Origin of the sequence: Pantoea sp. AG702 (assembly GCF_003182295.1) — a bacterium.
Classification (GTDB): Bacteria; Pseudomonadota; Gammaproteobacteria; order Enterobacterales; family Enterobacteriaceae; genus Pantoea; species Pantoea ananatis.
The window spans coordinates 523,346-542,226 of the sequence record NZ_QGTU01000002.1 but is presented as its reverse complement, the minus strand read 5'-3'; the positions used below and the strand labels follow the sequence as shown (position 1 = coordinate 542,226).

The 18,881-nt window shown below is 55.8% G+C and carries 15 protein-coding genes; 12 read left to right on the top strand and 3 right to left on the bottom strand.

Annotated features, from left to right (window positions below; all coding sequences use genetic code 11):
• Nucleotides 1-25: 25 nt before the first annotated feature.
• Genes thiB through thiQ form a run of 3 tightly spaced genes read left to right on the top strand, consistent with a single transcriptional unit; the run spans nt 26 to nt 3,283 of the window.
• Entirely contained in the window at nt 26-1,012 is a 987-nt protein-coding gene (gene thiB, locus DFO57_RS08845; RefSeq protein WP_013024588.1) for a thiamine ABC transporter substrate binding subunit, read from the top strand.
• Nucleotides 988-2,598 (top strand): thiamine/thiamine pyrophosphate ABC transporter permease ThiP, encoded by a 1,611-nt coding sequence (thiP, locus tag DFO57_RS08840; protein ID WP_014592897.1) that lies wholly within the window; start codon nt 988-990, stop codon nt 2,596-2,598. Before thiB ends, thiP begins: the two co-directional genes overlap by 25 nt.
• A complete protein-coding gene (gene thiQ / locus DFO57_RS08835; RefSeq protein ID WP_013024586.1) occupies nt 2,582-3,283 on the top strand; it encodes a thiamine ABC transporter ATP-binding protein ThiQ in 702 nt (233 codons plus the stop codon). Before thiP ends, thiQ begins: the two co-directional genes overlap by 17 nt.
• Here thiQ and DFO57_RS08830 read toward each other — a convergent pair.
• Nucleotides 3,280-4,044, bottom strand: a complete 765-nt coding sequence (locus DFO57_RS08830) for a DedA family protein (protein WP_110015280.1) — start codon at nt 4,042-4,044, stop codon at nt 3,280-3,282. The genes thiQ and DFO57_RS08830 overlap by 4 nt on opposite strands.
• A 167-nt stretch (nt 4,045-4,211) precedes the next feature.
• Between DFO57_RS08830 and polB the strand changes: the two genes are divergently transcribed.
• From polB to rluA, 3 genes are all read left to right on the top strand, one after another.
• Nucleotides 4,212-6,572 (top strand): DNA polymerase II, encoded by a 2,361-nt coding sequence (polB, locus tag DFO57_RS08825; protein ID WP_110015279.1) that lies wholly within the window; start codon nt 4,212-4,214, stop codon nt 6,570-6,572.
• Nucleotides 6,573-6,727: 155 nt separating this feature from the next.
• Complete coding sequence (gene rapA / locus DFO57_RS08820) at nt 6,728-9,634, top strand: RNA polymerase-associated protein RapA (protein WP_110015301.1); 2,907 nt, start codon at nt 6,728-6,730, stop codon at nt 9,632-9,634.
• A 37-nt stretch (nt 9,635-9,671) separates the two neighbouring features.
• Entirely contained in the window at nt 9,672-10,325 is a 654-nt protein-coding gene (gene rluA / locus DFO57_RS08815; RefSeq protein ID WP_088900667.1) for a bifunctional tRNA pseudouridine(32) synthase/23S rRNA pseudouridine(746) synthase RluA, read from the top strand.
• Between the two features lie 64 nt (nt 10,326-10,389).
• On the opposite strand, the gene djlA is transcribed toward rluA, so the two are convergent.
• Nucleotides 10,390-11,205, bottom strand: coding sequence for a co-chaperone DjlA (gene djlA / locus DFO57_RS08810; protein WP_013024581.1), 816 nt, complete (start codon nt 11,203-11,205; stop codon nt 10,390-10,392).
• Between the two features lie 182 nt (nt 11,206-11,387).
• Between djlA and lptD the strand changes: the two genes are divergently transcribed.
• From lptD to apaH, 6 genes are read left to right on the top strand one after another with little or no spacing between them, the layout of a single operon-like run.
• Nucleotides 11,388-13,760 (top strand): LPS assembly protein LptD, encoded by a 2,373-nt coding sequence (gene lptD, locus DFO57_RS08805; protein WP_233255856.1) that lies wholly within the window; start codon nt 11,388-11,390, stop codon nt 13,758-13,760.
• A 54-nt stretch (nt 13,761-13,814) separates the two neighbouring features.
• Nucleotides 13,815-15,110, top strand: coding sequence for a peptidylprolyl isomerase SurA (surA, locus tag DFO57_RS08800; RefSeq protein ID WP_110015278.1), 1,296 nt, complete (start codon nt 13,815-13,817; stop codon nt 15,108-15,110).
• Nucleotides 15,100-16,092 carry a 4-hydroxythreonine-4-phosphate dehydrogenase PdxA gene (gene pdxA, locus DFO57_RS08795; protein ID WP_013024578.1) on the top strand — a complete coding sequence of 331 codons (993 nt, stop codon included), beginning with the start codon at nt 15,100-15,102 and terminating at the stop codon, nt 16,090-16,092. Before surA ends, pdxA begins: the two co-directional genes overlap by 11 nt.
• Nucleotides 16,085-16,906 carry a 16S rRNA (adenine(1518)-N(6)/adenine(1519)-N(6))-dimethyltransferase RsmA gene (rsmA, locus tag DFO57_RS08790; RefSeq protein WP_110015277.1) on the top strand — a complete coding sequence of 274 codons (822 nt, stop codon included), beginning with the start codon at nt 16,085-16,087 and terminating at the stop codon, nt 16,904-16,906. The genes pdxA and rsmA overlap by 8 nt, the downstream gene beginning before the upstream one ends.
• A gap of 3 nt (nt 16,907-16,909) precedes the next feature.
• Nucleotides 16,910-17,287 (top strand): Co2+/Mg2+ efflux protein ApaG, encoded by a 378-nt coding sequence (apaG, locus tag DFO57_RS08785; RefSeq protein ID WP_013024576.1) that lies wholly within the window; start codon nt 16,910-16,912, stop codon nt 17,285-17,287.
• A gap of 54 nt (nt 17,288-17,341) precedes the next feature.
• Nucleotides 17,342-18,199: a bis(5'-nucleosyl)-tetraphosphatase (symmetrical) ApaH gene (apaH, locus tag DFO57_RS08780; RefSeq protein ID WP_014606606.1), complete on the top strand. Its 858-nt coding sequence runs from the start codon at nt 17,342-17,344 to the stop codon at nt 18,197-18,199.
• A gap of 56 nt (nt 18,200-18,255) precedes the next feature.
• Here the strand turns inward: apaH and folA are convergent, their stop codons facing one another.
• Complete coding sequence (folA, locus tag DFO57_RS08775; RefSeq protein WP_024472273.1) at nt 18,256-18,738, bottom strand: type 3 dihydrofolate reductase; 483 nt, start codon at nt 18,736-18,738, stop codon at nt 18,256-18,258.
• Between the last annotated feature and the right edge of the window lie 143 nt (nt 18,739-18,881).

Sequence of the window (18,881 nt, the reverse complement as noted above, 5' to 3'; positions counted from 1 at the left end):
AACCCTGCCGCCCTAGGAGCGCAAAGTGTTAAAAAACGTCCTGCCCGTGCTGCTGTTACTTTCTGCCCCGGTCTTTGCGGCCAAACCTGTCCTGACGGTTTACACCTACGACGCCTTTTCCGCTGACTGGGGGCCGGGTCCGGCCGTCAAAAAAGCCTTTGAAGCCCAGTGCGGTTGCGAGCTGAAATTTGTCGCGCTGGAAGACGGTGTTTCGCTGCTGAACCGTGTACGTATGGAAGGCAAGAACACAAAGGCCGATGTGGTACTAGGCCTGGATAACAACCTTCTGCAGGCCGCGCAGCAAACCGGCCTGTTTGCCAAAAGCGACGTGGATACCCGTGAGCTGCAGGTGCCCGGCGGCTGGAAGGACACCACCTTTGTGCCGTTCGATTACGGTTATTTCGCATTCGTGTACAACAAAAACACGCTAAAAAATCCCCCTACAAGCCTGAAAGAACTGGTCGAAAGCCCAGAGAAATGGCGCGTGATTTATGAAGATCCTCGCACCAGCACGCCAGGCCTTGGCCTGCTGCTGTGGATGCAAAAGGTTTACGGGGACAACGCGCCTGAGGCCTGGCAAAAGCTGGCGAAGAAAACCGTCACGGTCACCAAAGGCTGGAGTGAAGCCTACGGCCTGTTTCTTAAAGGCGAGAGCGATCTGGTGCTGAGCTATACCACGTCACCGGCTTATCACATCATTGAAGAGAAAAAAGATAACTATGCTGCGGCATCCTTCGCCGAAGGCAACTATCTGCAGGTTGAGGTGGCCGCCCGACTGGCGAACAGCAAGCAGCCCAAACTGGCAGAACAGTTTATGCAATTCATGGTTACGCCAGCCTTTCAGAACACCATCCCTACCGGGAACTGGATGTATCCGGTGATCAAAACTGACCTGCCCGCCGGGTTTGCCTCGCTCAGCGTGCCGAAGACAACATTGCAGTTTTCACCGGAAGAGGTTGCCAGCCACCGTTCGCAATGGGTTAGCCAATGGCAACGCGCCGTCAGCCGTTAATCCCTTTCTGGCTGATTCCGGGTTCGCTCGCCACGCTGCTGCTCTGCAGCGTGGCGCTGCTGGCCTTCACAGCACTGTGGATGGCGGCGCCAGCGACCAACTGGCGGTCTGTCCTGCAGGATACGTATCTGCATCATGTTATTGGCTTTTCGTTTAAGCAGGCGCTGCTTTCCGCCCTGCTCTCCTTGCTGCCGGCCATTCCACTGTCCCGAGCCCTTTATCGGCGGCGCTTTCCCGGACGTCAGGTGTTGCTGCGCCTGTGCGCCATGACGCTGGTTCTGCCCGTGCTGGTGGCCGTATTCGGCCTGCTCACCGTCTATGGTCGGGTGGGCTGGCTGGCGCAGCTTTGCGCCTGGCTTGGCGTGGACTATCACTTCTCGCCTTACGGGCTTCAGGGAATTTTACTGGCCCATGTGTTTTTCAACCTGCCGCTGGCCACGCGCCTGATGCTGCAGGCGCTGGAAAGCATTCCTGCCGAACAGCGTCAGCTTGCTGCCCAACTGAACATACGTGGCTGGCATCATTTCCGGCTGCTTGAATGGCCCTGGCTGCGCCGCCAGCTCCTGCCCACCGGGGCATTAATCTTTATGCTCTGTTTTGCCAGTTTTGCCACCGTGCTATCGCTGGGTGGCGGGCCGCAGGCGACCACCATCGAACTGGCCATCTTCCAGGCGCTAAGCTATGACTACGATCCGGGCCGCGCGGCGCTCCTGGCGCTGATTCAGCTCAGCTGCTGCCTGGTGCTGGTGCTCCTCAGCCAGCGCTTCAGCAACGCCATTCCGGCGGGTAGTCCGCAACTGAACGGCTGGCGCGATCCTCAGGATTCCACGCTGGCCCGCGTCAGCGACGCCGCCATCATCTTTTTCGCCCTGCTGCTACTACTCCCACCGCTGCTGGCGGTGATCGTAAATGGTCTGGATGGCGGGCTTCGGGGCGCGTTACAGCAACCGGCGTTATGGCAGGCAACGTTGACCTCGTTACGTATCGCGCTCGGCGCCGGCGTGCTGTGTCTGGTCCTGACCACCATGCTGTTGTGGAGCAGCCGGGAGCTGCGCCTGCGGCGGCATACACTCGCCGCACAGATCATGGACACCAGCGGCATGCTGATTTTGGCAATGCCCGGTATCGTGCTGGCAACCGGCTTTTTCCTGCTACTGAACGCCACGACCGGCTTGCCGGACTCCGCGGATGGCGTGGTGATCTTTGCCAATGCGTTAATCGCGATTCCCTACGCGTTGAAAGTGCTGGAAAATCCGATGCGGGATATCGCTGAACGTTACGCCCACCTGTGCGGGGCACTGGGCATCAGCGGCTGGAACCGCCTGTGGCTGATTGAACTCCGGGCGTTGAAACGTCCGCTGGCGCAGGCGCTGGCGTTTGCCTGCGTGCTGTCGATTGGTGATTTTGGCGTCGTGGCGCTGTTTGGTAATGGCGATTTCCGCACGCTGCCGTTCTACCTTTATCAGCAGATAGGCGCCTATCGCGGTGCCGATGGTGCCGTTACTGCACTGTTATTGCTGCTACTCTGCCTGTCTCTGTTCACCTTGATGGAAAAATTACCGGGCCGCCATGCTGACACTGAATAATCTGACTTACCTGTATCAGCATTTGCCGATGCGTTTTTCCCTTCACGCCGGGCGCGGCGAACGACTGGCGATTCTCGGCCCAAGCGGGGCAGGTAAAAGTACGTTATTAAACCTGATTGCCGGTTTTCTGCCCGTCAGCCAGGGCAGCCTGACGATTAACGGTGTTGACCATACGAATAGCGTGCCCGCCCAGCGCCCGGTATCAATGCTGTTTCAGGAAAATAACCTGTTTCCGCACCTGAGCGTAGAACAGAATCTGGGGCTGGGCTTACATCCCGGTCTGAAGCTGACCTCAGATCAGCGCCAGCAGGTGACGACCATTGCGCAGCAGGTCGGACTCAGTGAGATGCTGTCACGCCTGCCGGGCCAGCTCTCGGGAGGACAACGCCAGCGCGTTGCCCTGGCACGCTGTTTACTGCGCGATCGCCCGGTGCTGCTGCTGGATGAACCTTTTTCGGCGCTCGATCCGGCCCTGCGCGGCGAGATGCTTAATCTGGTGCGCACCGTCTGCGAAACCCGTGCGATTACGTTGCTGATGGTGTCGCACAGTCTTGAAGACGCACAGCAGATAGCGCCACGTAGCGTGGTGGTGGTGGATGGACGCGTTTACTGGCAGGGATCGACGGACGCACTGCTGTCAGGGAACATACGGGAAGCCGATGTGCTCGGCATCCCGCGCCGTTAACCGATAAAGACCTGCCACAACAGGTGGCGGAAAATCGGCATCATCGGATGAAACTGGATGCCGACGAACGCCGCAACGGCCACCACAAAACTTAGCGGTGCCAGCCAGCGCAGACGTTCGGGTGGCAAATACGCCGTCGCCCAGTCGCGCGTTTTTCCACTGCGCCACCAGCGCCAGCACAGCCAGCATCCCAGCCATACCAGGATAGCAACGCCTAATAACAGCCAGATGAAATGGCCGCCCTGGGCTTCTTTCGGGACATCAATCGCGACGCCTGCCAGAATACCCGGCAATAAATAGAGCGGTGGCCATAAAATACAGCCGATCAGATTGGGGGGCAGAAATTTGCGTATCGGCAATTCCAGCATACCCGCCACCAGCGGGATCAGCGGCCGGGTTGGCCCGACAAAGCGCCCGACCAGAATGGTAAACATGCTGTGCTGATACAGCGCGTGTTCGGTCTTATCCAGCAGCCCTTTGTACTTTTGCAGGTATTTCCAGCGATGGAGCGGCCCCTGAAACTTCCAGCCAATGCCATAGGAAACCCAGTCGCCCAGCAGGCAGCCAATGAAGCCCGCGGCCCAGGCGGGATATAAGCCGATCTGTCCACTGCCCACCAGCGCACCCAGGCTCGCCATCATGACGGTGCCAGGGAGTAACAGCCCCACGAACGCCAATGACTCCAGAAACGTCACCAGCGCGACGGCAAACAGCGCCCACTCCAGCGACTGTGTAATCAGGTGTTCAACCCAGGCTTCCATATCAATCCTCAGAAAAAGCAGAAGGCTGGATTGTCCAGAGCAGACATCACAGCGTCAAGGCAAGAATTGTAGGCCAATATTGACAAAACGCACCGGCAGACACTGTATAAATATCCATGTTATACTGGTTAATGAGATGTCCGACTCGCTATCTGCCTGGAGAATACGTGAATAAGCCCCGCGCAGGGTTTCTGCTCAGCCGTCACTGGCGCGACACGCCGCAAGGCACCGAAATTACGCTGTGGCTGGCCACCGACGAGGGTGCTCAGCGCGTTGTGCTGCCTTTGCAGGAATCCGTGACGTTTATTCCCTGTGAATATCAGGCGCAGGTCGACACGCTGTTGCAGGGCGAGCGCCAGCTGCGGATGCAGCCTCTGCAATTAAAAGATTTTCGCCGCCGTCCAGTATTTGGCCTGTACTGCCGGCAGCATCGCCAGTTGCAGTGGGTTGAAAAGAAACTGCGCGAAAGCGGTATCCCCCTGTATGAATCCGACATTCGTCCACCCGAACGCTACCTGATGGAACGGTTTATTACCGCGCCCGTGTGGTTTGATGGTGACATTCAGGGCGACACATGGGTTAACGCCCGTCTGAAACCCCATCCCGATTACCGGCCCCCGCTGAAGTGGGTCTCGCTGGATATTGAAACGACCCAGCATGGCGAGCTTTACTGCATTGGTCTGGAAGGCTGCGGGCAGCGCCAGGTTTTCATGCTGGGACCGCCTAACGGCGACGCCAGCGAACTGGATTTCGAACTTATCTATCTTGAGAGCCGCCCGCAGTTGCTGGAGGCGCTGAATCGCTGGTTTGCCGATAACGATCCGGATGTGATTATCGGCTGGAACGTGGTGCAGTTTGACCTGCGCGTGCTGCAGAAACACGCCGATCGCTACGGCATTCCGTTACGTCTTGGCCGCCAGCAGGCCGCGCTGGAGTGGCGCGAGCATGGGTTTAAACCCGCCGTGTTTTTTGCCCAGGCGACAGGTCGCCTGATTATTGACGGCATCGATGCCCTGAAATCCGCCTTCTGGGATTTTCCCTCTTTTAGTCTGGAATCTGTTTCGCAACAGCTGCTCGGTGAAGGCAAAGCCATTGATAACCCATGGCAGCGCATGGAAGAGATCAACTGGCGTTTTGCCAACGATAAACCGGCGCTGGCGCGCTACAACCTGAAGGACTGCGAGCTGGTCACGCGCATCTTTCATAAAACCGAGATCATGCCGTTTTTACTGGAGCGCGCTGCCGTTAACGGGCTGGCAGTCGATCGCCACGGTGGCTCCGTCGCGGCATTCGGTCATCTGTACATCCCCCGCATGCACCGGGCCGGTTTTGTCGCCCCGAATCTGGGCGATGTGGCGCCGGAAGCCAGCCCCGGCGGCTACGTGATGGATTCCCGGCCGGGCCTGTATGATTCCGTATTAGTGCTGGATTATAAAAGCCTGTATCCCTCGATTATCCGCACCTTTCTGATCGATCCCGTCGGGCTCATCGAAGGTCTGGCGCACCCAACGGATGCGGACTCGGTGCCCGGTTTTCGCGAGGCGCGCTTCTCACGTGAGACGCATTGCCTGCCCGCCATCGTAGAGCAGATTTGGCAGGGGCGCGAAACCGCAAAAACACAGGGCAATAAACCCCTGTCGCAGGCCCTGAAAATCATCATGAATGCGTTTTACGGCGTGCTCGGCACCAGCGCCTGCCGCTTTTTTGACCCTCGCCTGGCCTCGTCTATCACGCTGCGCGGTCATGCCATCATGCAACAAACCCGTGAACTCATTGAAGCCGAAGGCTACGATGTGATTTATGGCGACACCGATTCGACCTTTGTCTGGCTGAAATCCGCCCGGGATGAAGACGAGGCAGAGGCAATTGGCCGGGCACTGGCCGGGAAGGTCAACGGTTGGTGGCGTGAACATCTGCAGCAGCAATACGGCCTGACCAGCGCCCTGGAGCTGGAGTATGAAAATCACTTTTGCCGATTCCTGATGCCGACGATTCGCGGTGCTGAACAGGGCAGTAAAAAACGCTATGCGGGCTTAATTCGGGAAGGCGAAAGTGAGCGTATGGTGTTCAAAGGACTGGAATCGGTACGTACCGACTGGACGCCGCTGGCGCAGCAGTTTCAGCAGGAGCTTTACAGCCGCATATTTCATCGCCAGCCGTGGGAAGACTATGTTCGTAACACGGTGGCCCAGCTGTTGGCAGGTGAGCTGGACGACAGGCTGATTTATAAAAAGCGCCTGCGCCGCCCACTGAACGAGTATGAACGCAATGTGCCGCCGCACGTTCGCGCCGCCCGTCTGGCTGATGAGCAGAATCGTAAGCTGGGCCGGCCGTTGCAATATCAGACCGGGGGCCGCATTCGTTATGTGATTGCCACCGGCGGCCCCGAGCCGGTAGAGGCCCGAACCACGCCGCTGGACTACGATCACTACGTGACTAAACAGCTGCAGCCCGTAGCCGAAGGCATTCTGCCTTTTGTCGATGGCGACTTTGCTACACTCATTACCGGGCAGTTAGGCCTTTTTTGACAGGTGACGAATGCCCTGCCATCCAGTACCATAACGCCCTTCCTCAAAACTCACTGCTCTGACATGACGCACCAGGCCCTTTTGCCTGGATGAAATGCTATTGCCTGAGAATGGGGAACACCTTCAAAAACGTTAAAAATTCGAGCAAAAATTATATGGTTTTTACATTAGGTCAGCGTTGGATTAGTGATACAGAAAGTGAACTGGGATTAGGCACCGTGGTGGCGATTGATACGCGCATGATCACCCTGCTGTTCCCGGCCACAGGGGAAAATCGCCTCTACGCTCGCAGCGACTCGCCGGTCACCCGCGTGATTTTTAATCCGGGTGATACCGTTACCAGCCACGAAGGCTGGCAGATGCAGGTCGATGAAGTACGCAATGACAATGACCTGATAACCTATATCGGCACGCGCCTTGATACCGAAGAAACCCACGTCATGCTGCGTGAAGTGATGCTCGACAGCAAACTGGTGTTCAGCAAACCTCAGGACAGGCTGTTTGCAGGCCAGCTCGACCGTATGGATCGCTTCGCCCTGCGTTTTCGCGCACGTAAATATCAAAGTGAGCAGTATCGCCTGCCCGTCAGCGGCCTGCGCGGCATGCGTACCAATCTGATCCCCCACCAGTTGCATATCGCCCACGACGTAGGCCGCCGCCATGCGCCGCGTGTCCTGCTGGCGGATGAGGTCGGCCTGGGGAAAACCATCGAAGCCGGCATGATCATCCAGCAGCAGCTGTTGGCAGGCCGTGCTGAACGCGTACTTATCGTCGTGCCAGAAACCCTGCAACATCAGTGGCTGGTAGAAATGCTGCGCCGCTTCAACCTGCGCTTCGCCCTGTTTGACGACGATCGTTACGCTGAAGCCCAGCACGACAGCGACAATGCCTTTGACACCGAACAGTTGATTATCTGCTCGCTGGACTTTGTGCGTCGCAACAAACAGCGTCTGGATAAGCTGGCGGACGCCGACTGGGATTTAATGGTGGTGGATGAAGCGCACCATTTAGCCTGGTCCGAAGGCGAACCAAGCCGTGAGTATCAGGTGATCGAAAAACTGGCTGAAAAAACGCCGGGCGTCCTGTTACTGACCGCGACGCCAGAACAGCTGGGCATGGAGAGTCATTTTGCGCGCCTGCGCTTGCTTGACTCCGACCGTTTTCATGATTTTGCCGCTTTTGTTGAAGAGCAGCAGCACTTCCGCCCGATTGCCGATGCGGTGACATCGCTGCTGGCCGATCATGCCATCTCACAAAACGAGATGAATATGATCAATGAGCTGGTCGGCGAGCAGGATATTGAACCGCTGCTGCAGGTGGCAAACAGCGATCGTGAAGGCAAACAGGACGCGCGCAGCGAACTCATTTCCATGCTGATGGATCGCCACGGTACCAGCCGCGTGCTGTTCCGTAATACCCGCAACGGGGTGAAAGGCTTCCCGAAACGTGAGTTACACGCTATTCGTCTGCCCCTGCCGGCTCAGTATCAAACGGCCATTAAGGTGTCCGGTATTATGGGCACACGTAAAAGCGCAGAAGCGCGCGCGCGCGATCTGCTCTATCCGGAACAGATTTATCAGGAGTTCGAAGGCGATACCGGCACCTGGTGGAACTTCGATCCGCGCGTTGAATGGCTCATGGGTTACCTGACCAGCAACCGTAAAGAAAAAGTGCTGGTGATCTGTGCTCAGGCCGCTACAGCACTTCAACTTGAGCAGGTGCTGCGTGAACGTGAAGGGATTCGCGCCGCCGTGTTCCATGAAGGGCTGTCGATCATTGAACGCGATCGGGCTGCCGCCTGGTTCGCTTCTGAAGAGAACGGCGCACAAGTCCTACTGTGCTCCGAAATTGGTTCCGAAGGCCGTAACTTCCAGTTCGCCAGCCGTCTGGTGATGTTCGATCTGCCGTTTAACCCGGATCTGCTGGAACAGCGTATTGGCCGACTGGATCGTATTGGCCAGGCGCACGATATTCAGATTCTGGTCCCCTGGCTGGAGAAAACGGCCCAGGCCGTGCTGCTGCGCTGGTATCACGAAGGGCTGGACGCGTTCGAGCACACCTGCCCGACCGGCAGAGCCATCTACGACAGCGTCAACGCAGAGCTGATTAACTACCTGGCCGCACCGGAAAACAGCGACGGGTTTGATGATTTCATTAGCGAATGCCGTAAGCAGCATGATGCGCTGAAATCCCAACTCGAACAGGGCCGCGACCGCCTGCTGGAGCTAAACTCTAACGGTGGTGAAGCCGCCCAGGCGCTGGCCAATACCATTGCCGAACAGGATAATGATACCGAACTGGTTAACTTTGCTCTTAACCTGTTTGATATCGTCGGCATTAATCAGGAAGACCGCAGTGATAACCTGATCGTGCTGACACCTTCAGATCATATGCTGGTTCCGGACTTTCCGGGCCTGCCGGAAGACGGCTGTACGATCACCTTCAATCGCGACCAGGCCCTGTCGCGTGAAGATACGCAGTTTATTACCTGGGAACATCCGTTAATCCGTAATGGCCTGGATCTGATTCTGTCAGGTGACACCGGCAGTTGTGCGCTGTCGCTGTTAAAGAACAAGGCATTGCCTGTGGGGACACTGCTGGTCGAGATGATCTACGTGGTGGAATCCCAGGCACCGAAACATCTGCAGCTAACCCGCTTCCTGCCCCCTACGCCGGTGCGCCTGCTGCTGGATCGCAACGGGACGAACCTGGCCGGTAAAGTGGAATTCGAAAGCTTCAACCGCCAGTTGAATGCCGTTAACCGCCACACCGGCAGCAAGCTGGTGAATGCCGTACAGCAGGACGTTCACGCGATCCTGACGCTGGCTGAAAAAGAAGTCGTCAGTGAAGCACGTGCCGTTATTGACGCGGCACGGCGCGAGGCGAGCGAAAAGCTGGGGGCCGAGTTATCACGTCTGGAAGCACTGAGAGCCGTTAACCCCAACATCCGTGACGATGAGGTCGAGGCGCTGGAAACGAATCGCCAGCAGGTACTGGAGAGTCTGGATGAAGCGAACTGGCGACTGGATGCACTGCGTCTGATTGTGGTTACGCATCAATAAGTTCAGGGCCGCAAGGCCCTCTTTTTTGGAATAGAGTATGGAACCCTACAATCCGCCGCTTGAGCCCTGGCTGCACATTCTGTATCAGGATGCCCATATCATGGTGGTGAATAAGCCCAGCGGCCTGCTTTCGGTACCCGGTCGGCTTGACGAGCACAAAGACAGCGTGATGACGCGGATCCAACGCGATTATCCTGAGGCGGAATCTGTGCATCGGCTGGACATGGCGACCAGCGGCGTGATTGTGGTCGCCCTGACAAAGGCCGCAGAGCGCGAGCTTAAACGCCAGTTTCGTGAACGCGAGCCTGCAAAGACCTATGTGGCCCGGGTTTGGGGCCATCCGGCGCAGGAGAAGGGCATGGTGGATTTACCGCTGATTTGCGACTGGCCTAATCGCCCGAAGCAGAAAGTGTGTTTCGACACCGGCAAGTCGGCGCAAACCGACTATGAGGTTGTGGAATACGGTGAAGATAACAGCGCGCGCGTCGCGCTCAAACCGATTACCGGGCGCTCGCATCAGCTGCGCGTACATATGCTGGCGCTGGGCCATCCGATTCTGGGTGACGGTTTTTACGCACATCCGGAAGCAAAAGCCATGGCAGATCGTCTTCTGCTGCACGCCGAATCGCTGACCATCACGCACCCGGCGTTTGGTAATGCCATGACCTTCAGGCAGCCTGCCGATTTTTAATCTGCCATGATGCTAATGCTTCTGCTTCGCGCGCCCTCGCCATCAGCCCGGGCGCGCATTTCACTTATTTAAAGCCTTTTTCTTTGCGAATCAGATCGTAAGCCGACTGAATGTCCTGCGCTTTCTGTTTCGCCATCTCCATCATCTCGGGCGGCAGACCTTTCGCCACCAGCTTATCCGGGTGATGTTCACTCATCAGTTTGCGATAGGCGCGTTTGATGGTGGTGGCATCGTCGGTGGTTTTCACACCCAAAACGTTACAGGCATCGGATAACGTCGGGCCTCGTTGCGCCTGCTGAAAACCGCCCTGCTGTGAATAGCTGCGACCGCCGCCGAACTGCTGTCCCCCCTCCATCATGCGCAGAAACTGGTCGAACTGACTCTGAGAAATCCCCAGTTCTTCACCAATCACATACAGCACCTGACGTTCATTGGGATGCAGCGACCCATCGGCAAACGCGGCCTGGATCTGAATTTCCAGAAACATCCTAATCAGATCAAAACGTCCGAAGCAGGCACTGCGCAATTCACGCAGTTTGGTACGGAGCGGATATTCCCCCTGCTTGCCTTCGCGAAAGGCGCGCTGTGCAGCCATTCGGGCATCGCCATGCAGCTGCATGCGATCCATAAACAGCGATGCAATCTGAATATCCGCTTCGGTTACGCGCCCTTTCGACTTGGTTAAGTGCCCCATGACCTGAAAAGTCGTGCTGAAAAAGAGTGACTGCCGGGTCTGATTATTTGAGAAGTAAGCTTTGCTCTGCGCGCCGCGAACCTTGTCAAATCCATGCCCAATGATCAGACCAATAACAATTCCCCAAAAGCCTGCGCCGGACAGCAATCCAAGCACTAAACCTATTACTTTTCCCCAGTAGCGCATAAACTCCTCAATTCGCCATGCTTACGGCTGAAAATTGCATTATCATACCTGTCATTTATCTCAGCGCCTAACGGCAGCGCGGACAGAAAAGGATTAACACTGGCGCAACGCCAGGCAGTGCGTTAGTCTCTGACCCGATTGTCGGCATGATGCCAGTTTTCATGGAATTCTCGATACCGCGTATGAAAAAACATATACCTACTCTGCTGGCCACCATGATCGGCGCAGCCATTAGCCAGCAAGCCTTCGCCGATGATTTAATGTCGCAGTGTATGTTAGGCGTGCCGAGCTACAATCGCCCCCTGGTTAACGGCGATCCTAATCAGCTGCCCGTTACTATTCACTCGGATTCCCTGAAAGGCAACTATCCTGACGATGCGGTCTTCACAGGTGATGTGGATGTGCAGCAGGGTAACAGCCGCATGCTGGCAGATGAAGTACAGCTTCACCAACGCCAGCCTGAAGGTCAGACCGTCCCCGTTCGTACCGTCGATGCGCTAGGTAATGTGCACTACGATGATAATCAGGTCATCCTGAAAGGTCCGAAAGCCTGGTCAAATCTGAATACCAAAGATACCAACGTCTGGAACGGCGATTATCAGATGGTAGGCCGTCAGGGCCGTGGAACGGGCGATCAGATGAAGCTGCGCGGTGAAAACCGTTACACCATCATGGAAAACGGCACCTTCACTTCCTGTCTGCCCGGCAGCAACAGCTGGAGCGTCGCGGGTTCTGAGATCATTCAGGATCGTCAGGAAGAAGTGGCTGAAATCTGGAATGCGCGCTTTAAACTGGGTTCCGTTCCGGTGTTTTACAGCCCCTATCTGCAATTGCCATTGGGCGATCGTCGCCGTTCCGGTTTTCTGATCCCCAATGCTAAATACGGCAGCAGCAACGGTTTTGAGTTCATTCTGCCCTACTACTGGAACATCGCGCCGCAGGCCGATGCGACCATTACGCCGCATTACATGAGTAATCGCGGGCTGCAATTACAGAATGAGTTCCGTTATCTGACACAGGCTGGCGCAGGCCTCGTTGAGTTTGACTATCTGGCCTCAGATAAACAGTATGACAACGACAAAGCTGCACGCGGCATTGCCCAAAATGACAGTTCGGACCGTTGGTTATTTTACTGGCGTCACTCTGGTGTTTACGACCAACACTGGCGTTTCAGTGCTGACTACACCAAAGTCAGCGATCAGTATTATTTCAACGATCTGACCTCGCCTTACTACAGTTCGACAGATGGTTACGCCTCGCAAAAATTCAGCGTGGGCTATGCGGATACCAACTGGGACGCAACGCTGTCGACCAAAGATTTCCAGATTTTTGGCAACACGAGCAACAGCAACGTCTATCGCGCCTTCCCGCAACTGGATCTGAACTGGTACCAGAACGATGTGGGTCCGTTCGACACCCGCATCTATGCGCAGGCCGTCAAGTTTACCAACGTCAACAGCAACTATCCTGAAACCACGCGTTTACACGTTGAGCCCACGATTAATCTGCCGTTGTCCAACGGTTGGGCCAGTCTGGATACCGAAGCGAAGTTTCTGGCGACGCACTATCAGCAGAAAGATGTTGATTACTACAACACGAATTTTGCGCCAACCAGTACAAGTAGTGGCGTGCTGAAAGACTCTGTTAACCGGACCTTGCCACAGTTTAAAGTTGACGGTCGTATGGTGTTTGACCGCGATATGGACTGGGCGCAGGGCTACACGCAGACGCTGGAACCCCGGGTTCAGTACCTGTATATCCCGTATCGTGACCAGAGTGATATCTACCCTTACGACTCCACCCTGCTGCAAACCGACTATACCGGCCTGTTCCGCGATCGTTCATACAGCGGCCTGGATCGCATCGCATCGGCCAACCAGGTTGCCACCGGTGTCACTACGCGAATTTATGATACCGATTTGGTTGAACGTTTTAACGTTTCTGTGGGTCAAATCTATTCGTTCACGCCTTCTCGTACGGGTGTTAACCAGGTCAATAAAGAAGACGACACCGGTAGTCTTCTGTGGGCGGGTGACAGCTACTGGAAGATAAGTGACCGTTGGGGCGTGCGCGGCGGGCTGCAGTACGATACCCGCCTGAATAACGTGGCACAGGGAAATACCGTGCTGGAATACCGCCGTGATGCTGACCGTATGGTGCAGTTGAGCTACCGTTACAGTAGCCCGGAGTATGTTGCTTCTGCGCTGAACGACAGTTCACTGGTGAATAACCCGATTTATAAAAACGGGATTTCACAGGTCGGTACGACGGCGAGCTGGCCGATTCATGATGCCTGGTCGGTGGTTGGCGCGTATTACTATGATACGCGTAATAATCGTCCTGCATCACAGTTGGTTGGCCTGCAGTACAGCTCTTGTTGCTACGCAATTCGTCTGGGATATGAGCGCAAAATCAACGGTTGGGAAAACAACGACAGTAAGTATGACAACCAAATCTCATTCAACATTGAGTTACGTGGCCTGAGCTCAAATTATGGTCTGGGAACCGGCCAGATGCTGAGTCAGGGTATCATCCCTTATCAGCGTGCATTCTGATGTTGTGATGTTTGACAGGCAATCCCGCAGTGCGGAACCAATAATGGATAAAGTATGAAGAACTGGAGAATGCTGATTCTTGGTGTGGCGCTCAGTGCCAACACCGCGTTCGCAGCACCACAAGTGGTTGATAAAGTTGCAGCTGTAGTGAATAACGGCGTGGTCCTCGAGAGTGACGTGGACAGCATGATGAGCACCGTTAAATCTCAGGCGAAGCAGGCAGGTCAACAGTTGCCTGATGACAAGACGTTGCGCCATCAGATCCTCGAACGTGAGATCATGGACGCGATCATCCTGCAGTTAGGTGATAAAGCCGGTTTACAGATTACCGATCAGCAACTGGATCAGGCTATTCAGAATATCGCCGCGCAAAACCGCATGAGCGTTGATCAGCTGAGAAGCCGCCTGGCTTACGACGGGATGAACTACAACACCTATCGTGCTCAGATCCGTAAAGAGATGCTGATCTCTGAAGTGCGTAATAATGAAGTCCGCCGTCGTGTCACTATCCTGCCGCAGGAAGTCGATACGCTGGCGCAGCAGGTTGGCGCTCAGAATACGCAGGGCACTGAAATGAATATCAGTCATATCCTGCTGCCTCTGCCGGAAAACCCTACGCAGCAGCAGGTTGACGATCAGGAGAAGCTGGCAAAACAGCTGATAACGGAACTGAAAGGTGGCGCAGACTTTGGCAAGCTGGCCGTGACCTACTCCGCCGATTCTCAGGCGCTGAAGGGCGGCAACATGGGCTGGGCAAAAATCGAAGAGCTGCCTACCCTGTTTGCTCAGGCGCTGACCACAGCGAAGAAGGGCGACATTGTTGGCCCTATCCGTTCAGGTGTGGGTTTCCATATCCTGAAGGTGAACGATCTACGCGGCGAGAGCAAAAACGTCTCTGTTACCGAAGTGCATGCGCGCCACATTCTGCTGAAGCCGTCTCCGATCATGACTGACGATCAGGCTCGCGCTAAGCTGGAACAGATTGCTGCCGACATTCGCAGTGGTAAGACGACCTTTGCCGCGGCCGCCAAACAGTTCTCCGACGATCCGGGTTCGGCTAATCAGGGCGGCGATCTGGGCTGGACCTCACCAGAAGTGTTTGACCCGGCATTCCGCGATGCGCTGCTGCGTCTGAAAAAAGGCGAAACCAGTCAGCCGGTCCACTCCTCTTTTGGCTGGCATCTGATTCAGCTGCTGGATACGCGTCAGGTGGATAAAACCGATTCAGCCCAGAAAGAGCGCGCTTACCGTATGCTGTTTAATCGTAAGTTTGCGGAAGAAGCGCAAACCTGGATGCAGGAACAGCGCGCCGGCGCTTACGTGAAAATCCTGGATAACAATGCGCAGTGATTTTCGTGTGGTGATCACGCCCGGCGAACCCGCCGGGATTGGTCCCGATCTTGCCGTTCAACTGGCTCAGCGAGCCTGGCCTGTTGAACTGGTTGTGTGTGCTTCTCCCCAGCTGTTGCTGCAACGTGCCGCTCAGCTGGGTTTGCCGTTGACGCTGCGCGTTTACGACGCCGCAGGCGAACCCGAACCGCAACAGGCTGGCACGCTCACCGTCCTCCCCGTTGAAATACCGCAGCCGGTCACGCCCGGCACGCTATGCGTCGCCAACAGCCACTATGTGCTGGAAACTCTGGCACGCGCCTGCGACGGATGTTTATCCGGGGAGTTTTCTGCCTTAATTACTGGCCCCGTTCACAAGGGCGTGATTAACGACGCGGGCATTCCGTTTACCGGGCATACCGAATTTTTTGCCGAGCGCGCGGGCGCGCAGCGCGTGGTGATGATGCTGGCCACCGAGCAACTGCGTGTCGCGCTTGCCACTACGCATCTGCCGTTAAAAGATGTTGCTGGTGCCGTCACCCGCGATTGTCTGCATGAAGTCATCACCATTCTGCATCAGGATCTCAAGCATAAGTTTGCCATTGCTCAGCCGCATATTTTTGTCTGCGGACTGAATCCCCATGCCGGAGAAGGCGGTCACATGGGGCGGGAAGAGATAGACACGATCATCCCGGCACTCAATGCGCTGCGCGAGCAAGGCATTCAACTCACCGGTCCGCTGCCTGCGGATACGCTGTTCCAGCCCAAATATCTGCAACATGCCGATGCGGTGCTGGCGATGTATCACGATCAGGGGTTACCGGTGCTTAAATTTCAGGGATTTGGTCGGGCGGTTAATATTACCCTCGGCCTGCCGTTTATCCGTACCTCAGTCGACCACGGCACCGCGCTTGAATTAGCCGGGTTGGGTCAGGCTGACGCGGGCAGCTTTATCACGGCGCTTAACCTCGCCATCACTATGATCAAGAGCAGTAATGAATAATCGCGTCCATCAGGGGCACTACGCCCGTAAACGTTTCGGGCAAAACTTCCTGAACGATCAATATATTATCGACAGCATCGTCTCCGCCATCCATCCACAGCGCGATCAGGCAATAGTGGAAATCGGTCCGGGTTTGGGTGCACTTACTGAACCCGTGGGCGAACGCCTGGACAGTTTAACCGTGGTGGAGTTAGATCGCGATCTGGCTGCACGCCTGCAAACTCATCCGTTTTTAGGGCCCAAGCTGACGATTTTCCAGCAGGACGCCATGACGTTTGACTTCGCTGCGCTGGCCAAAGAGAAAGGCCAGCCGCTGCGGGTCTTCGGTAACCTGCCATATAATATTTCGACCCCGCTGATGTTCCATCTGTTCAGCTATACTGGTTCGATTATAGATATGCACTTCATGCTGCAGAAAGAGGTGGTTAATCGTCTGGTTGCGGGTCCCGGCAGCAAAGCCTATGGTCGTCTGAGCGTAATGGCTCAGTACTATTGTCAGGTGATTCCGGTGCTGGAAGTGCCGCCGCACTCTTTTACCCCGCCCCCGAAGGTGGACTCGGCGGTTGTGCGGTTAGTCCCTTACATGACACCGCCTCATCCGGTCAAAGACGTGCGTATTCTGAGCCGCATTACCACTGAAGCATTCGGTCAACGCCGCAAAACGCTGCGTAACAGCCTGAGCCATATGGTCGTTGCTGGCGCACTGGATGAGCTGGAAATCGACACCAGCCTGCGTGCCGAAAATGTTTCGGTCGCGCAGTATTGCCAGTTAGCAAACTGGCTGGCAGATCATCTGGATCAACCCCAGGAGTAACCCATGAGTGAACCGGCCCGCGTATCGCTGCACGTACAAAGTCTGTATGTCGCCTCACAGTCCTCACCGGAAGATGAGCGCTATGTCTTTGCTTATACCGTCACGATTCGCAACGTAGGCCGGTCCTCAGTGCAACTGCTCCGACGCTACTGGCTCATCACTAACGGCAACGGCCGTGAGACGGAAGTTCAGGGTGAAGGCGTCATAGGCGAACAGCCTCATATTGCACCGGGAAACGAATATCAGTACACCAGCGGTGCTGTTCTTGAAACCCCGATGGGCACCATGCAAGGTCACTATGTGATGGTCGATGAGCAAGGCGATGAATTCCACGTCGAGATCCCGGTATTCCGCCTCGCGATTCAAACCCACATCCATTGATACTGGCGCCCTTCGCCCGCCTGGCGGGCGACTGTCTGAGTTGGATAATCCTCTATGAATACTTACCTGATTGGCGACGTTCACGGTTGTTATGATGAATTACGTGCTCTGCTGAACCAGGTTAATTACGATCCCAGTCAGGATACCTTATGGCTGACGGGTGACCTGGTGGCGCGAGGGCCCGGCTCGCTGGAGGTTCTGCGCTACGTAAAGTCATTGGGTGACAGCGTCCGTCTGGTGCTGGGTAATCACGATCTGCATTTGCTGGCCGTTTATGCCGGAATCAGTCGTAATAAACCCAAAGATCGCCTGACACCGCTGCTGGAAGCGGAAGATGCCGATGACCTGATTAACTGGCTGCGTCGCCAGCCGTTGCTGCAGGTCGATGAAGAGAAAAAGCTGGTGATGGGCCATGCCGGCATTACGCCTCAGTGGGATCTGGATACAGCACAACAGTGCGCACGCGAAGTGGAAGCCGTGCTGTCCAGCGACAGTTACCCACTGTTTCTTGACGCGATGTACGGCGACATGCCGAATAACTGGAGTGAATCCCTGACCGGCCTGGCCCGCCTGCGCTTCTCGACCAATGCACTAACCCGTATGCGTTTCTGCTTTCCTAACGGTCAGCTAGACATGATCTGTAAGGATGCGCCGGAATCCGCCCCGCCGCCGTTAAAACCCTGGTTCATGATTGAAGGCCCGGTCGCACGCGATCACACCATTGTTTTCGGTCACTGGGCGTCGCTGGAAGGGAAAGGCACGCCAGAGGGCATTATCGGTCTGGATACCGGCTGCTGCTGGGGCGGGAACCTGACGCTCCTGCACTGGGAAACCCAACGCTACTATATTCAGCCATCGAACCGTCAGTTGTCCGTACCGGACGATCTTACTCCGCAATCGTCAACCCGCTAACGCGCAGCCATAAAAAAACGCCTTGTCACAACAAGGCGTTTTTTACTGCGCGTAAATTAACGGCGGCGTTCGAGGATCTCAAAGCAGTAACTGTGCGAGTTCTGCTCATCGGCATCATGAAACTCACTGAACGTGGAGTGCCACTCATCCGGCTCGTAATCCGGGAACTGCGTATCGCCTTCCACTTCCGCATCAATGTGCGTCAGATAAAGACGGTCGGCGCGCGCCAGCATCTGCTCATAGATGCGGCCGCCGCCAATGACCATGATCTCTTCAGCCTCACCCGCCGCACTGATGGCGTCGTCCAGCGAAGTTACCCAGGTTACGCCTTCGGCACTGCCCGGCTTGCTGCTGACCACAATGTTGAGCCGGCCAGGCAATGGACGACCAATAGATTCAAAGGTCAGTCTGCCCATAATAACTGGCTTTTTCAGTGTGTTGCGCTTAAACCACGCCAGGTCTGCAGGCAGGTCCCACGGCATGGCGTTTTCCATTCCAATAATGCGATCTGCTGCTAATGCCGCGATAAGACTAATCATGTTAAAAGGCTCGCTGAAAAAAACAGGCGCCATGATACGTAAAGGTTAAACCTTCGTCGATAGCAGGAAGGTGCTTATTGCATAAAGCGGCATTGCCACCATGTTTCAGACGTTGTACAGGGTTTTACTCCATAAGAAGGGCA

Excerpts from the sequence above, each read along its gene's own strand:
- lptD (WP_233255856.1), top strand. The coding sequence starts at position 11,388 with ATGAAAAAACATATACCTACTCTGCTGGCCACCATGATCGGCGCAGCC.
- rsmA (WP_110015277.1), top strand. The coding sequence starts at position 16,085 with ATGAATAATCGCGTCCATCAGGGGCACTACGCCCGTAAACGTTTCGGG.
- thiP (WP_014592897.1), top strand. The coding sequence starts at position 988 with ATGGCAACGCGCCGTCAGCCGTTAATCCCTTTCTGGCTGATTCCGGGT.
- rluA (WP_088900667.1), top strand. The coding sequence starts at position 9,672 with ATGGAACCCTACAATCCGCCGCTTGAGCCCTGGCTGCACATTCTGTAT.
- apaG (WP_013024576.1), top strand. The coding sequence starts at position 16,910 with ATGAGTGAACCGGCCCGCGTATCGCTGCACGTACAAAGTCTGTATGTC.
- thiQ (WP_013024586.1), top strand. The coding sequence starts at position 2,582 with ATGCTGACACTGAATAATCTGACTTACCTGTATCAGCATTTGCCGATG.
- DFO57_RS08830 (WP_110015280.1), bottom strand. The coding sequence starts at position 4,044 with ATGGAAGCCTGGGTTGAACACCTGATTACACAGTCGCTGGAGTGGGCG.
- folA (WP_024472273.1), bottom strand. The coding sequence starts at position 18,738 with ATGATTAGTCTTATCGCGGCATTAGCAGCAGATCGCATTATTGGAATG.
- rapA (WP_110015301.1), top strand. The coding sequence starts at position 6,728 with ATGGTTTTTACATTAGGTCAGCGTTGGATTAGTGATACAGAAAGTGAA.
- pdxA (WP_013024578.1), top strand. The coding sequence starts at position 15,100 with ATGCGCAGTGATTTTCGTGTGGTGATCACGCCCGGCGAACCCGCCGGG.
- surA (WP_110015278.1), top strand. The coding sequence starts at position 13,815 with ATGAAGAACTGGAGAATGCTGATTCTTGGTGTGGCGCTCAGTGCCAAC.
- apaH (WP_014606606.1), top strand. The coding sequence starts at position 17,342 with ATGAATACTTACCTGATTGGCGACGTTCACGGTTGTTATGATGAATTA.
- djlA (WP_013024581.1), bottom strand. The coding sequence starts at position 11,205 with ATGCGCTACTGGGGAAAAGTAATAGGTTTAGTGCTTGGATTGCTGTCC.